A 13,478-nucleotide genomic window follows, 5' to 3' on the forward strand; every position below is an offset into this window, starting at 1 on the left:
GCCGAACGCCGATCATCTGCCGTCCCGCATCTGCCGAGATCACGGGGCGATGACGACGCGGAGGATCCAGTACGAGATCGCGGCCATCAGCGCCGAAGCGGGGATCGTGAGCAGCCACGCCCACACGATCCGCCCCGCCAGCCCCCACCGCACCGCCGACAGCCGGTTCGTCGCCCCCACGCCCACGATGGAGCCGGTGATGGTGTGGGTGGTGCTCACCGGGATGCCGAACCGGGTGGCGATCAGGATGCTGAGCGCGCCGCCCGTCTCCGCGCAGAACCCGCCCACCGGCCGCAGCCGCGTGATGCGCGAGCCCATGGTGTGCACGATCCGCCAGCCGCCGAACAGCGTTCCCAGCGAGATGCACGTGTAGGCGCACATCTCCACCCACAGCGGGATGTGGTCCGCGTTGGTGACGTAGAAGTGCCGCAGGATCCCCGTCTCGTGCTTGAAGACCGACTGCGACGCCACCAGCAGGCCCACGATGATGCCCATCGTCTTCTGCGCGTCGTTGCCGCCGTGGGCCAGCGACAGCGCCGCCGAGCTCACCAGCTGCCCCGGGCGGAAGAGCCGGTCCACCAGCTTGGGAGAGGCGCGCTGGAAGATCCAGTACACCATCACCATCAGCGTGAAGCCCAGGATGAGGCCCACGATGGGCGAGATCGCGATGAACGACAGCGTCTCGATCCACTTGTGGCCCCAGGTGATGGCGGCCAGGCCAGCCTTGGCCACGCCCGCGCCCGCGTACCCGCCGATCAGCGCGTGGCTGGAGCTGCTGGGGATGCCGAAGAACCAGGTGATCAGGTTCCAGATGATGGCGCCCGCCAGGCCCGCCAGGATGACCGTAGGCGTGACGATGCTCACGTCGATCATCCCCGAGCCGATCGTCTTCGCCACCGCCGTGCCCACCGTGAAGGCGGCGAGGAAGTTGAAGCAGGCCGCCCAGATCACCGCGCGGCCGGGGCTCAGGACCCGTGTGCCCACCACCGTGGCGATGGAGTTCGCCGAGTCGTGGAAGCCGTTGATGAAGTCGAACGCGAAGGCGACCAGGACGATGAAGACTACGAAGGTAGCCACGTGCTCAGCCGTTCTTGAGTGCGATGCTCTCGATGACGTTGGTCACGTCGTCGCACTGGTCGATGGCGTCCTCGAGCTTGTCGTACAGCTCCTTCCACTTGATCACTTCCAGCGGGTCGGGGCTGCCGGCGAACAGGTTGCCCACGGCCTCGTGGTAGATGGCGTCGCCCTCCTCCTCCAGCGCCTTCATCTCGGCGCTGCGCTGCGCCACCACCTTGGGCTTCTTCATGTCTGCCACCGCGCCCTCGATGCAGTTGGCGGCGCGGCTGAGCACGTCTGCCAGGCGCTTGGCCGGCTCGCGCGTCTCCACGATGTGGAACATCTGGGCGCGGCGCGCGGTGCCGTCCAGCAGGTCGATCACGTCGTCCAGGCGCGAGGCCAGCAGGTGGATGTCCTCGCGGTCGATGGGCGTCACGAAGCTCTTGTCGATGCGGATCATCACGTCGTGCGTGAGGCCGTCGGCCTCGTGCTCCAGCGTCTTGATGGCCGTGACCAGCTCGGCCATGCGCTGCGGCTCGGCGAAGAGCTTGCTGAGCAGGTCGGCGGACTGGCAGAGCAGCCGCGCGAGCTGGCTGAACATCGAAAAGAATTGCTCGTCCCGGGGGATCAGGCGCACGGGCAGTTCTCCATCTGCTGAAAGGGATGCTGCATCTGTTCTGGCACGGCGGAGCGACAAGCTATGCACGCCGTGCCGCCCGCGAAAGAGTAGCGGATCGCCCGCTGGCGCGCACCATCCCGTGCGCCCGCACGGCTTTCCGGAGCATCTTCGTTACCGTCCCGTGACGCCCGCCGGTCCCCTCCCGCCGTACTTCGCGGCATCCGTTCCCCGCGTGCGCCGAAGCGGAACCGGAATCGTGAGATGCACGGCCGTCCATCGCCCGGATTCCCGTCTCGCGATGCGGTTCACCGTCCGCCGCCGCCCCGCATCCTCCACCCTGGAATCGGCACGCCGATCGTCCTGCGGCCCGGAAGCGAGAGCGCCGCGGGCCGGGTGCCGCGTCACGCCGTCGCGTCGGGTTGCGGCATCCATGCGGCGGCCGGACGTCCAGCCGCCACGCGGCCATCGGGCGCGGAAGTTGCGCGTCCGGCGGGGCGTTTCCCTTGCGTGCGCCCGCGCGCCGGCTCCGCCGGCGGGGCGCCACTCCGCGAAGCGCGTGCGGTGCCGCGGCTTGCCGCGTGTGGGGGCCGGGTGTACAATCCCCCCGCCCCGGCCCAATGCACCGCGCCCGCCCCGTGACCCATCACACCCGGCCGTCCATGCACTCTCGCGAGCCATCCAGCCGCGACTCCGAGACCGGTGCAGCACCGCAAGCCAAGTTCGGCCCCCTCCCCATCTCGTCCGTCAGCGTCGACCCCGTCGAGCAGCTGCTCGAGGAGATGCAGGAAGAGCCCGAGCCGCAGTCGCTGGCGTACGGCACGGGCCTTCGCGGACGGGTAGCCGTGGTCACAGGCGGCGCCACCGGCATCGGCAAGGCGATCGCGCTGGAGTTCGCGCGGCACGGCTGCCACGTGGCCTTCAACTGGTACTCGTACGACGAGTCCGGCGACATCGCGGAAGAGGCCGACCGCACCGCGCGCGAGATCACGCACCTGGAGGTGCAGTGCCACTCGCAGGAGTGCGACGTGCGCGACCCCGGCGAGGTGGAGAGCTTCGTGCGGCGCACGCAGGAAGAGCTGGGGGCCATCAACATCCTGGTCAACAACGCCGGCATCGCCCGCGACCGGGCGCTGTGGAGGCTGACCGACGAGCAGTGGCGGACCGTGCTGGACACCAACCTCACGGGCGCCTTCAACATGATCCGCGCGGTGGCCGCGCTCTTCCGCCGCCAGCACGACGGCAAGATCGTCAACGTCTCGTCGGTCCACGGCATCCGCAGCGAGTTCGGGCTGGCGAACTACAGCGCCTCCAAGGCGGGCCTGCTGGGCCTCACGCGCTCGGCCGCGCTGGAGTTGGGGCCGGCCAACGTGAACGTGAACGCCGTGGCGCCGGGCTACATCCGCACCACGCGCCTCACCAGCGGCGTGCCGGCGGAGATATTGGACACCGCCCGCGAGCGCTCCGTGCTGGGCCGCCTGGGCGACCCGCAGGACGTGGCGAACGTGGTCGTCTTCCTCTGCTCCGAGTACGCGCGACACATCACCGGCACCGTGATCCCGGTGGACGGGGGACACCTGCTATGAGGCCTCGTGAGATGAACGGCGGGCGATCCGCGGCCTCGGCGCTCCTCCTCGCCCTCGCCCTCGGCGGATGCGGGGGAAGCGCGGCGGCTCCGTCCACCGGACCCGCGCCGGCGACCGCGGTCGCGCCCGCCCGCGCCGTCGCGCCCATGGACCTGGGCGGGCAGCGGGTGCAGGTGCTGCCGGTGCAGGCCGCGCCGGGGCTGGCGGAGAGCCGCGACAGCCTTTCCGCCGTGCTGCTGCGCGCGCTGGAGGCACGCGACACGCGTACGCGCTGGATCACGCCGCAGGCGCTGCGCCGGTCGCTCGCGCGCGCGCCGGGCTACGCGGAAGACCCCGGCACGCTGCCCGCGGACCCGTTCGTGCACCACCAGGAGCACCGCGTGCTGGACCCGCTGGCCGGCGTGCTCCGCCGCTACGGCGCGCTCACCGACGCGCGCCTGGTGCTGATCCCCCGCGAGGCGCGCTGGATCGCCGCGCCGGATGGCGCCTCGGGCCGCGTCCGCTTCTCCGCCGCGATGGTGGATTCGCGCTCCGGCAACGTGATCTGGTACGGCGAGGCCGACGGCGCCGCCCGCCCGCAGCCCGACGCCGAGGCGGACGCGAGCGCCGCCGCCGCGCTGGCCGCCCGGATGCTGGTCGCGCCGCCGCAGTAGCAAGAACGACGTGAGGCGTCCGCCAGTTCGGGAGAGATCCCGTGGGCGGACGAATGGAAGGTCGAGAACGAGGGCGCGGCCCGGCCGCGCCCGCTACCGCATAGCCGAGCAAATGCCGCAGACCGTAACGCTGATCCCCGGAGACGGGATCGGGCCCGCGATCACCGAGAGCGTGGTCCGGATCATCGAAGCCACCGGCGCCGGGATCGAGTGGGAGACCCACCAGGCCGGCGTCGCCGCGCTGGAGACGAGCAGCACGCCGCTGCCGCAGGAGACCATCGACTCCATCCGCAAGCACCGCATCGCGCTCAAGGGGCCGCTCACCACGCCCGTGGGCGTTGGCTTCCGCTCCATCAACGTCGCGCTCCGCAAGGAGTTCGACCTGTACGCCAACGTCCGCCCCGCGCGCACCATCGTGCCCGGCGGGCGCTACGAGGGCATCGACATCGCCCTCATCCGCGAGAATACCGAGGGGCTGTACAGCGGCGTCGAGCACTACATCGGCATCGGCGACGACCCGCGCGCCGCGGCCGAGTCGGTGATGCTGGTCACGCGCTTCGGGGTGGAGCGCATCCTCCGCTACGCCTTCGAGTACGCGGTGAAGCACGGGCGCAAGAAGGTGACGCTGGCGCACAAGGCCAACATCCTCAAGTACACGCAGGGCCTCTTCCTGGACCTGGGCCGCGAGATGGCCAAGGAGTTCGCCGGACGCGTGGAGTTCGAGGACCGCATCATCGACGCCGCCGCGATGATGCTGGTGATGGACCCGCAGCGCTTCGACGTGATCGTCTGCGAGAACATGTTCGGCGACATCCTCTCGGACCTCATCGCCGGCCTGGTGGGCGGCCTTGGCCTGGCGCCGGGCGCGAACATCGGCAAGGACGCGGCGATCTTCGAGGCGGTGCACGGCTCCGCGCCCGACATCGCGGGGAAGAACATCGCCAACCCCGCCGCGCTGCTCATGGCGGGCGTGATGATGCTGCAGCACATGGGGATGGCGGAGCAGGCGGGCCGCATCCAGACCGCGCTCGAGGCCGCCATCCGCGAGGGCGACTCGCTCACGCCGGACCTGGGCGGCACGGGCACCACCGACTCGTTCACCGAAGCGCTCCTGCGCCGCCTTTGAGCACCCCGCAGCCGGGCGCCGCCTGCGTCAACTGCCGCCGCGGCGGCGACGACGCCAAGCTCGACACCGGCGGCTGGTGCGCCGCCTGCCGGGCCGAGACGGTGCGCCGTGCGGAGCTTCCCGCGCGCCTCGCCACCGGCGTTGCCGGAGTGCTGATCGTGTGGCTGCTCTTCCACTTCGGCGCGCTCACCTCGCGCTTCGTGGTGCTCTGGATCGCGCTGGGCGTCCTCATCGGCTTCGGCGCCTACAAGGTCGCCCGCCGCGTCGCCTTCGACCTGATCCGCGACAAGGGCGTCACCCCGCGGAATTGATCGGCGGGTAGGATGTGCATCGCCGGAAACCTGACGACCCTCCCCAGCACGCCTGGCGGAGGGTCGCCGCGCATCATCACCCTTTGCCATAAAGATGATCGCCGCCGAGAGATGCCGGGCCGTTCGGGGTTAGTCCCCGCAGGGGGACTTTGCGCTTCTGTTGCCGCGGTTTCAACCGCCAGCCCCTCCGCGGCGTATCCTCCGACGGAAGGAGCCAGGCAGAGAACCCGCTGGGCACGCTTCTTCCGCATCCTCGGGCCATGCAGAACCTCCTCGTATCTCCATGGCTCAACGTCGTCGCCGGCGTGGTGGGCGGTCTCTCGCTCGGCTGGGGCATCGGGCGGCTGCTGGGGCACGCGCTCGCCCCCGGCGCCATCTTCTCGCTGATGGGCGTCATCCTCCTCTGGTGGGCCTTGGTCGAGCGCCGCAAGGTCCGCCGCGGCACCCCCGAGAGCGAGCTGGACGGCTCCCACACCGTCGAGTAGGCGCGCGGCGTTGCTCGAGCGATGTCGCGGCCAACGCGTAGTCCGATCCCCTCCGATTCCAAGCAGCGCCTCGCATTCGCCGCGGAAACATCCGCCGGCGCGACAGGCCGACGCACGTTCGCGGGCGGTCTCCGCGGGTTGCCGCCCTCGCGCGGGTCGGGCTATATTCGCGGCTTGCCTTCCGTTACGTACCCGAACCCGAACCGACCCGCGAAATGGCCAAGTTTCAGGGCGTTGACTATTACGACGTAGACTCGCTCCTCACCGAAGAGGAGCGGATGATCCGCGACACCGTGCGCCAGTGGGTCGACGACGAGCTGATGCCGGTGATCGAGGACGCCTACATCGGCCGCTACCTGCCCAAGCAGCTCATCCCCGGCATGGCCGAGCTGGGCGTGTTCGGCGCGAACCTTCCGGAAGAGTACGGCTGCGCCGGTTTGAACAACGTGGCGTACGGCCTGATCATGCAGGAGCTGGAGCGCGGCGACTCGGGCATCCGCTCGTTCGCCTCGGTGCAGGGCGCGCTCTGCATGTACCCGATCTACGCGTTCGGCACCGAGGAGCAGAAGCAGAAGTACCTGCCGAAGATGGCGACGGCCGAGGTGATCGGCTGCTTCGGGCTCACCGAGCCGGACTTCGGCTCCAACCCCGGCGGCATGCTCACCCGCGCCACCAAGACGGCCGACGGCTGGGTGCTGAACGGGGCGAAGATGTGGATCACCAACGGCTCCACGGCACACATCGCCATCGTGTGGGCCAAGACGGAGGGCGACGACCCCAAGTCGATCCGCGGCTTCATCGTGCCCACCGACACCCCCGGCTTCACGGCCCGCGATCAGAAGGGCAAGCTCTCGCTGCTCGCGTCCGACACGTCGGAGCTGTCGTTCCAGGACGTGCATCTGCCGGAAGATGCGCTCCTGCCCAAGACCGGCGGCCTCAAGAGCCCGCTGATGTGCCTCACCCAGGCGCGCTACGGCATCGCCTGGGGCGCGGTCGGTGCGGCGATGGGGTGCTACGACGAGGCGCTCCAATACGCGAAGACGCGCGTGCAGTTCGGCGGCAAGCCCATCGCCGGCACGCAGATCCAGCAGACGCGCCTGGCCGACATGCTCACCGAGATCACCAAGGCGCAGCTCCTGTGCTGGCAGCTCGCCAAGCTCAAGGACGCGGGGAAGATGCGGCCGGAGCAGGTATCGCTGGCCAAGCGCAACAACGTGGACATGGCTACCGACGTGGCCCGCGAGGCGCGACGCCTGCTGGGCGCCAACGGCATCCTGGTGGAATACTCCGCCATGCGCCACATGGCCAACCTGGAGTCGGTGTACACGTACGAGGGAACGCACGACGTGCACGGCCTGATCCTGGGGCAGGACGTGACGGGGATCGCCGCGTACTGAGCGGCCCTGTGGCCCGCGCCGCGGCACCTTTCGCCGGGGCGCGGGCAAGGGGTTGACGGATGGGGAACGCGGTGTGAGATTCGTGGCCCGCAACCGGCCCCGTGCCGGGCGCGAAGCGGGAAAAGGCCAGGCAGGGCTTGACGAGAGGGCACGGCGCTGATAAGTTCGTGTTCTCTGCTGCGAGACGCACCGATAGCTCAACTGGCAGAGCAGGGGACTCTTAATCCCAAGGTTGTAGGTTCGATTCCTACTCGGTGCATTTGACAATCCGGATGTTGCTTGTGCGCCCGTAGCTCAGCTGGATAGAGCGCCTGACTACGGATCAGGAGGTCGGGAGTTCGAATCTCTCCGGGCGCACCTTGTTGGACGGCGGCGTGAATCGCTCGAGGCTCACGCCGCGTTGTGTTGAAGGTCGGTCATGCGCTCCTGTGGCGGAACTGGTAGACGCGCTAGATTCAGGATCTAGTGGGCGCAAGCCCGTGGAGGTTCGAGTCCTCTCGGGAGCATGGCTGGTCTTTTGTGGGCGGATGCCCAGGTGCTGAAACTGGTAGACAGGCCAGACTAAGGATCTGGTGCCTTAACCGGCGTGGAGGTTCGAGTCCTCTCCTGGGCACTGTGCTTTTTGACAACGCAAGGTTTTGGGAGGCGAGTGAGGATCGCGGCGCCGCTCGCGGCGCCGAGGAAAGTCCGAGCTCCGCAGGGCAGGGTGCCGGCTAACGGCCGGGCGCCGTGAGGCGACGGATAGTGCAACAGAGAGTAGACCACCGATGGCCCGCCGGCTCGCCGGAGGGCACAGGCAAGGGTGAAAGGGTGCGGTAAGAGCGCACCGCGCGTCCGGAGACGGACGTGGCATGGCAAACCCCACCCGGAGCAAGGCCGAACAGGGACGAGGAGCTGCCCGCTCCGCGAAGTGCGAAAGCCCTTCACAGTTCCGGGTAGGCTGCACGAGGCCGGCGGCAACGTCGGTCCCAGAGAAATGATCCTCCTCCGCTTCGGCGGTTGACAGAACTCGGCTTATTCCGCCTCCCAGTTTTTGCGCTCGTAGCTCAGCTGGATAGAGCGTCGGCCTCCGGAGCCGAAGGTCACAGGTTCGAATCCTGTCGGGCGCATCAAAACGTATGACCCCCGTGGTTGCTGCACTTGCAGCGGCGCGGGGGATCTTTGCGTTTAGAGTGTGTTTAAGAATCAGCACTCCGGCGTTCTGCGGAGCACGAGTTGGATCATGGCGAGATAGATCATCCCCTCACTGGAGGTGGTCAACTGCTCGTAGTCCTTGTTGAGACGGCGGTACTGTCCAAGCCAAGCGAAGGTTCTCTCTACGACCCAGCGCCGTGGGAGCACCTTGAAGCCCTTGTCGGTCCTCTTGATGATGCTCAGCAGCCGCCAAAATGTGCGGCCCAGTAGACCAGCTCACCCGCGTAGCCGCCATCGGCCCAGATCAACTTCAGACGCGGGTAGCGGCCCCACAGCTTGGAGAGCACGAGGCGAGCGCCGTCCCGGTCCTGCATCGAGGCGGCGTGGACGACCACCGTCAGGATCGGCCCCTGGGTATCGACGACGATGTGCCGCTTGCGGCCGTTGACCTTCTTGCCCGCGTCGTACCCACGGAGCCCCCTGTTTCGGTGGTCTTCACGGTCTGCGAGTCGATGATCCAGGCGCTCGGCTCAGGCTCTCGCTTTGCGGCCACTCGGGTCTGCTCCCGCAGCGTGTCGTGAACACGCTGGAGCACGCCCCGCTTGCTCCAGCGGTTGAAGAACCCGTACACGGTCTCCCACGGCGGGAACTCGTGCGGCAGCATTCGCCACGAGGCACCCCCACGCGTGTGGTAGAACAGCCCATTGATCACCTCGCGAAGGCTGTGCTTGCGCTGGCGGTCCGGGTTCGGAAGCAGGGGTTTGATTCGCTCCCACTCTGCGTCCGTTACGTCAGTCGGGTAGGCTCGTCGAGTAGTCATGGACGCATACCATAAGCGCTGCGCTACTCGTAGGGAAGATTCTTAAACACACTCTTAGCGAGCCGCGGAAGAGAGGCGGCTACGTTGCAGCCAATGGCCAGATTTGAACGTTTGACGGTCCGAACAGGATTTTTTCAGTCGCGCCCGTGAGCGGAACCTCGACCGAGAACCTTCCGCTGAGACCCCGCTCGGCCGGTATCAACAGGACATTTACGATCGCTGTGTGTGCGGTGTGCTCGACGTCGATTCGCTTTACGGCGAAGCTGCTGTGGAACACCAAGCCTTCAATGTGCACCCGCTGCTCGCCCGGTTCGCCCCGCTCGGCGATTTCGAAGAACTTCACATCCTTCGCTTCTACCAGCATTCGCCACTCAGGGTCGGGGGTTCATCCAATGGAGGCGTGCGCTTTTGCGCACTCCTCACACGCGTCACGCACCTTCCGCCGCGAGCTGGCCGGCCGCGACTTGCTCTTTACCCGCCGTCCTTTTTCACGCCGTTCGCCTTGTTGATCGCATCCTTTAGGGTAGACGGGTTACTGATTCCCAGACGCCGGTGGCCCAGCTTTTCGCCGGTCGCGCTGTGCCACGCGTCCTGTGCGAAGCCCGACCAGGGATTCAGCTTCTTCCAGCCACCCTGCCCCTTGTCTTCGTACCGCTTGACGGTGTCGAGGAGGCGCTTCTCCTGCTCGTCGTCGATCAGCGTGCTCCGCGATGCATCGCCCGAGCGGCCTTTCTCCAGGTTCTTGAAAAGGCCGTTGCCTTTTCCGGTCGGGTTGTTCCCCCAAGTCCCGTACGTGGTTGATTCGGCTTCGCCATCACGATGATATTCGATCCAGCTGTGGCCCGCCAGGAGACTGCCGTCACCACTTGAATGAATCGTTAGGGTGCCCGCCACAGGACGGTCGCTCCGCGGTGCGAGGACGGATCAGGTGTCGAAGACCAAGAGGCGCTGCGGTTCCGGGAAAAGCTCCCCAATCGCGTCCATGCGGTCCTCGGCGGGGATGTCGGGTGTGTGAAGCAGCGTCCGGATCCACTCCTCCAAGCCGTTGTCGCGGCAAAGCTCGTCGAGTGCAAAGCGAATTAGAACGAACGGCGTCACGTCCCCCTCGCAGACGAAGCCGAACGCCTCAGCCTCCTCGACGAGCCGGAGCGCCGTTTCGCGCAGCCGAGACTCCGGCGCGCCGTCCGGAAACCACCGCGCGTGAGCGCCGGCAAATTCAGGATCGAGCAACTTCGCTGTCAGGCGCTGCAGGTACGCGTCGAACATCGTACTGGAGACGTCGTTATAGACGCTTTGTCGAATCTGGAACATCAACCCTGCGCATGTCGTGTGACGATGGTTTTTCGACTCTGCGAATCCGTAGCCGCTGGGAGGCCGTGGGGCGCTGAATCAGGGTAACCACCGGAGCGTCCTGACTCGCGATGCCGTAGCTGGTAACGGGACCGAAGAGTTCCAGGGCTTCCGCACCGGCGCAGAGCGGGAGGAATCCCGCGAGCACCCGTGGGTCGTAGTAGCGGAAGTACATCTGCTCACCTTCCGGAGAGTGGACGAGGAGGAATCGCCGGAAGTGCCTCCGCAGCTCCTCCAGACTAGCGTCCGCGACCGCGAAGATGCCCCATGGGCCGCTCCAGAGCGTCTGCGTGATCCAGTCGAGCGCCTCCGCCTCGTCTACTCCGGGAAAGTCGTCGCGGAAGAGGAAGCGGAACCCGATCCACGCCTGCGCGTCCGGCTCCGCAGGGGAGGCCCTCCTCCCGGCTCTGCGGGGTGCGGGAGTGCCCGTTCCGCTCGCGTACATGCGGCCGAGTAGCAAGGCGGCGCGAATGTCGCCACGCTCCGCCATGGCACGCAACTCGGCCGGGGGCCGTCGTCCCGGTTGCCTGACGCGACTGCCGCGGCAGGTCCACCAGCCCCGTGGTAGCCGCGCGCGCAAGACCTTCGCCGTGCGTGGTTGCCTGTGCTCGTCTCCGAGATTCGTTAACGCAGACTGCTCTTCTAACTGCCAGCGATAAGGGGCGGCTTGGGCACGGCCTCGATCAGCGACGACTGCGTAGATTCGATCTCGAGTCAAACCTGTCGGTTTGCTCGCCGCATGAACGCTATCCGGTACGCCGCCTGAAACCGTCCTGATTCGCCACCTGGCGAGGTCCAGGTGAGTCCCCGTACTTCTCTGCAGGAGGCCCGCTCCACTGCCGTACCATTTGGTTACCTTCTTGGAATGTTATAACCGCGTCGAATAAAGTCTTGATCCATAGGATCTTCAGCCACGCCCGCATCCTCTGCAGATTGCACGCGTGCGCCAAAGAGCGCGACCCACTCTACTTCTCTGGCTCGATTATCCATATAGTAACCCCACGCTGCATTGCCGACTTTGTCATTGTGCACATAAAGCCCGTCGCCAGCATTCCACAGGGTTCGGTGTCCGAATGTGTCTGAAAGCCAAGTCTTGGCATCCAGATCGTGTCCCTCAGCCGAGTTCTGTTTGATCCACCACAGGGTCGCCGCTCCGGACACGGGCCACAAGGCGGCAGCCGGTCTCGCCAGTTTAGGCACGACGTCTAGCACGCGCAGGTAGGCTGGAAACGGCGCGTGTTTAGCCCATTGGACCGCGACCTGATTCAGTGTTTCGGGATCCTCATGGAGATGATATGGCGAATCACCGGGTGTCAGCGCATCGTCCAACCGCAGATTTTTGTCACCGGAAACGAGGAAATGACGATCTTTTTCACTAGTCTCTACCCGTCGGATTTCCCGCCCGTAAACATCGTAGTAGATCTCGTAGAATTGCCTCGGACAAGGCTGGACCGGCTTCTTGACCGGTTTTTTCCCGAATGCCGCGTGCACCTGCCTGTAGGCTCCAACCGCCAGCGTCAATGAAGTATCTTCAGCACGCCTGCGAGCCGTGGTGGCGGCATCGACAATCGTGCGTGAGACATTCTTCGTTGCCGTGCCGACTCCTGCGACGGCGCTCTTTGTGGCTGCCTCGCCATCGTGTACGGCGTTTGTGACGATCCGGGCGACGAACGTCTCCGCCGCGTGTAAGCTGGCGGCAACGGCTGCCGCCGCCTTGCGGCCCGTGTCCGAAGCGGCGTTCCAAGCTGTGCGGAGAGCCGATCCAAATCCCACGTCAGTTTGCCTCCTCCAACGCGGCAAAAAGAACTTTCGTCCACTCCTCAAGCCTAGCGGCGCGGACTTCCGGAACGTCGAGCGAATGAAGAATCTGCACCGCTGCCGGAAAGTCAATGTCGAATGATTTACCCAGTAGCCACGCGGTGACCACGTATGAAGCCACATCCTCCTCTGCAACAAACCCATAGTTTATGGAGCGCCCGATCTGCTCGCGGACACTGCCGGTGAGTTCGGCGTGTGGGAGTTCCTGCGCGTCCGGAAAGAGCTCGGAGAGAAACGCGGCCAAGCGCACTGCGAAGTCGTCTCCTTCGAGCGATCTCAGATGCTCTGTGCGAATCTGGAACATGGTTTCGTTGCTCGGTCGCTGATTCCCGGTGCTCGGCTCGTTCCGTCACCGGCGCCGTCGAATGCTGATCCTGGGGCGCTCGTCGCCCGCCCGGGCGTTACCGGCCTCGCGCGACAACTGCTGGAAGTTCCCCGCACTCGCGTCAGTAATGACGAAGTCGTTGATGGGACCATAAAACCGCGTGATCTCGTCCCGCGTGCAACTGGCGAGAAACGCCGGTAGCACACGCGGATCATAGAACCGAAAGTACAAGGTTTCCCCACCCGGAGCGAGAACCCTGAGGAAGCCACGAAGGTGCCTGCGCAAGTCTACGAAGGAGATGTCGGCAACAATGAACATCCCCCAGGCTTCGTCGTCGAGGGCGTGTTTCGTGATCCACGCGAGCCCTGCTTGGTCGAGCAAGACCAGGTAGGGAGCGATAGCCCAGTAGAGTTCCTCGGGCTCTCCCCGGTAGAGCGACACGGCGTGGGCTTCCCCCATGCCATCGACGAACTGCGGAACCCAATCCGCGTCGCAGGCATCGAGCACCGCAAAGAGATGTCCCTGCTCCACCTTGGCTTCCAGGTCGGCCAGAGACACGGGCTCCGCTCGAATCAGCGACGCTTGGCGCATTCCTCACAGAAAGGCAGGCGGTTTCGCTTCGCCGCACGCAGGGCGAGGCCCTGAGGTGTCCCCGCCCCGCCGCCGCCGATGTCGCCCACCAGCACGGTGGGGCAGCCGGCCACGATCACCCCGCCGTGCGCGGTGGGGTCGCCGAGCCGCGCGAACGGCTTTCCCTCCACGAACACGCCCAGCGAGCCCATCACGATGCTGTCGGGTGGG

16 protein-coding genes, 5 tRNA genes, 1 other RNA gene and 1 pseudogene are annotated in these 13,478 nt (G+C 66.4%); 12 read left to right on the forward strand and 11 right to left on the reverse strand.

The genetic code is table 11. The features are described from left to right. Positions 1–39: 39 nt before the first annotated feature. Together VFE05_07300 and VFE05_07305 are read right to left on the reverse strand one after the other, a co-directional pair. Positions 40–1,077 carry an inorganic phosphate transporter gene (locus tag VFE05_07300; GenBank protein ID HET6229862.1) on the reverse strand — a complete coding sequence of 346 codons (1,038 nt, stop codon included), beginning with the start codon at positions 1,075–1,077 and terminating at the stop codon, positions 40–42. 4 nt (positions 1,078–1,081) lie between these two features. Beyond that, the gene (locus VFE05_07305; GenBank protein HET6229863.1) at positions 1,082–1,762 is read right to left on the reverse strand and encodes a DUF47 family protein; all 681 of its coding nucleotides are present in this window, start codon (positions 1,760–1,762) and stop codon (positions 1,082–1,084) included. Between the two features lie 572 nt (positions 1,763–2,334). Here VFE05_07305 and fabG point away from each other — a divergent pair. From fabG to VFE05_07365, 12 genes are all read left to right on the forward strand, one after another. Next, positions 2,335–3,258, forward strand: coding sequence for a 3-oxoacyl-ACP reductase FabG (gene fabG / locus VFE05_07310; protein ID HET6229864.1), 924 nt, complete (start codon positions 2,335–2,337; stop codon positions 3,256–3,258). Beyond that, positions 3,255–3,911 (forward strand): hypothetical protein, encoded by a 657-nt coding sequence (locus tag VFE05_07315; GenBank protein HET6229865.1) that lies wholly within the window; start codon positions 3,255–3,257, stop codon positions 3,909–3,911. Before fabG ends, VFE05_07315 begins: the two co-directional genes overlap by 4 nt. A 112-nt stretch (positions 3,912–4,023) precedes the next feature. Continuing rightward, entirely contained in the window at positions 4,024–5,037 is a 1,014-nt protein-coding gene (locus VFE05_07320; GenBank protein HET6229866.1) for an isocitrate/isopropylmalate family dehydrogenase, read from the forward strand. Then, complete coding sequence (locus VFE05_07325) at positions 5,034–5,348, forward strand: hypothetical protein (protein HET6229867.1); 315 nt, start codon at positions 5,034–5,036, stop codon at positions 5,346–5,348. Before VFE05_07320 ends, VFE05_07325 begins: the two co-directional genes overlap by 4 nt. A gap of 260 nt (positions 5,349–5,608) precedes the next feature. Beyond that, positions 5,609–5,833, forward strand: coding sequence for a hypothetical protein (locus tag VFE05_07330; GenBank protein ID HET6229868.1), 225 nt, complete (start codon positions 5,609–5,611; stop codon positions 5,831–5,833). A 215-nt stretch (positions 5,834–6,048) separates the two neighbouring features. Further along, positions 6,049–7,230, forward strand: a complete 1,182-nt coding sequence (locus VFE05_07335; protein HET6229869.1) for an acyl-CoA dehydrogenase family protein — start codon at positions 6,049–6,051, stop codon at positions 7,228–7,230. A gap of 186 nt (positions 7,231–7,416) precedes the next feature. Further along, positions 7,417–7,489: transfer RNA gene (locus tag VFE05_07340), tRNA-Lys, on the forward strand. Positions 7,490–7,513: 24 nt separating this feature from the next. After that, positions 7,514–7,587 (forward strand) — tRNA-Arg (locus VFE05_07345). Between the two features lie 65 nt (positions 7,588–7,652). Continuing rightward, positions 7,653–7,736, forward strand: a tRNA-Leu gene (locus tag VFE05_07350). Positions 7,737–7,759: 23 nt separating this feature from the next. Beyond that, positions 7,760–7,843: transfer RNA gene (locus VFE05_07355), tRNA-Leu, on the forward strand. A 26-nt stretch (positions 7,844–7,869) separates the two neighbouring features. Next, an RNA gene (rnpB, locus tag VFE05_07360) (RNase P RNA component class A) lies at positions 7,870–8,263 on the forward strand. Between the two features lie 2 nt (positions 8,264–8,265). Continuing rightward, positions 8,266–8,339: transfer RNA gene (locus VFE05_07365), tRNA-Arg, on the forward strand. 76 nt (positions 8,340–8,415) lie between these two features. On the opposite strand, the pseudogene VFE05_07370 reads toward VFE05_07365, so the two are convergent. The 9 genes and pseudogenes from VFE05_07370 to VFE05_07410 all read right to left on the reverse strand — a co-directional run. Further along, positions 8,416–9,184 (reverse strand): annotated as a pseudogene (locus tag VFE05_07370) (IS5 family transposase). A 79-nt stretch (positions 9,185–9,263) separates the two neighbouring features. Further along, positions 9,264–9,548, reverse strand: a complete 285-nt coding sequence (locus tag VFE05_07375) for a hypothetical protein (GenBank protein ID HET6229870.1) — start codon at positions 9,546–9,548, stop codon at positions 9,264–9,266. 107 nt (positions 9,549–9,655) lie between these two features. Further along, on the reverse strand, positions 9,656–10,078 hold the full coding sequence (locus tag VFE05_07380) for a hypothetical protein (protein ID HET6229871.1): 423 nt from the start codon (positions 10,076–10,078) through the stop codon (positions 9,656–9,658). 30 nt (positions 10,079–10,108) lie between these two features. Continuing rightward, entirely contained in the window at positions 10,109–10,495 is a 387-nt protein-coding gene (locus VFE05_07385; GenBank protein ID HET6229872.1) for a hypothetical protein, read from the reverse strand. After that, a complete protein-coding gene (locus tag VFE05_07390) occupies positions 10,467–11,024 on the reverse strand; it encodes a DUF4123 domain-containing protein (protein ID HET6229873.1) in 558 nt (185 codons plus the stop codon). Before VFE05_07390 ends, VFE05_07385 begins: the two co-directional genes overlap by 29 nt. Positions 11,025–11,386: 362 nt before the next feature. Further along, positions 11,387–12,307: a hypothetical protein gene (locus tag VFE05_07395; GenBank protein HET6229874.1), complete on the reverse strand. Its 921-nt coding sequence runs from the start codon at positions 12,305–12,307 to the stop codon at positions 11,387–11,389. A 1-nt stretch (position 12,308) separates the two neighbouring features. Beyond that, positions 12,309–12,656, reverse strand: coding sequence for a hypothetical protein (locus tag VFE05_07400; GenBank protein HET6229875.1), 348 nt, complete (start codon positions 12,654–12,656; stop codon positions 12,309–12,311). 45 nt (positions 12,657–12,701) lie between these two features. Then, positions 12,702–13,235: a DUF4123 domain-containing protein gene (locus tag VFE05_07405; GenBank protein HET6229876.1), complete on the reverse strand. Its 534-nt coding sequence runs from the start codon at positions 13,233–13,235 to the stop codon at positions 12,702–12,704. Between the two features lie 14 nt (positions 13,236–13,249). Further along, positions 13,250–13,478, reverse strand: a 229-nt coding sequence (locus tag VFE05_07410) for a PAAR domain-containing protein (GenBank protein HET6229877.1), incomplete at its 5' end; no start/stop codon positions are given.

Source organism: Longimicrobiaceae bacterium, from assembly GCA_035696245.1.
In the GTDB taxonomy this organism is placed as follows: domain Bacteria; phylum Gemmatimonadota; class Gemmatimonadetes; order Longimicrobiales; family Longimicrobiaceae; genus DASRQW01.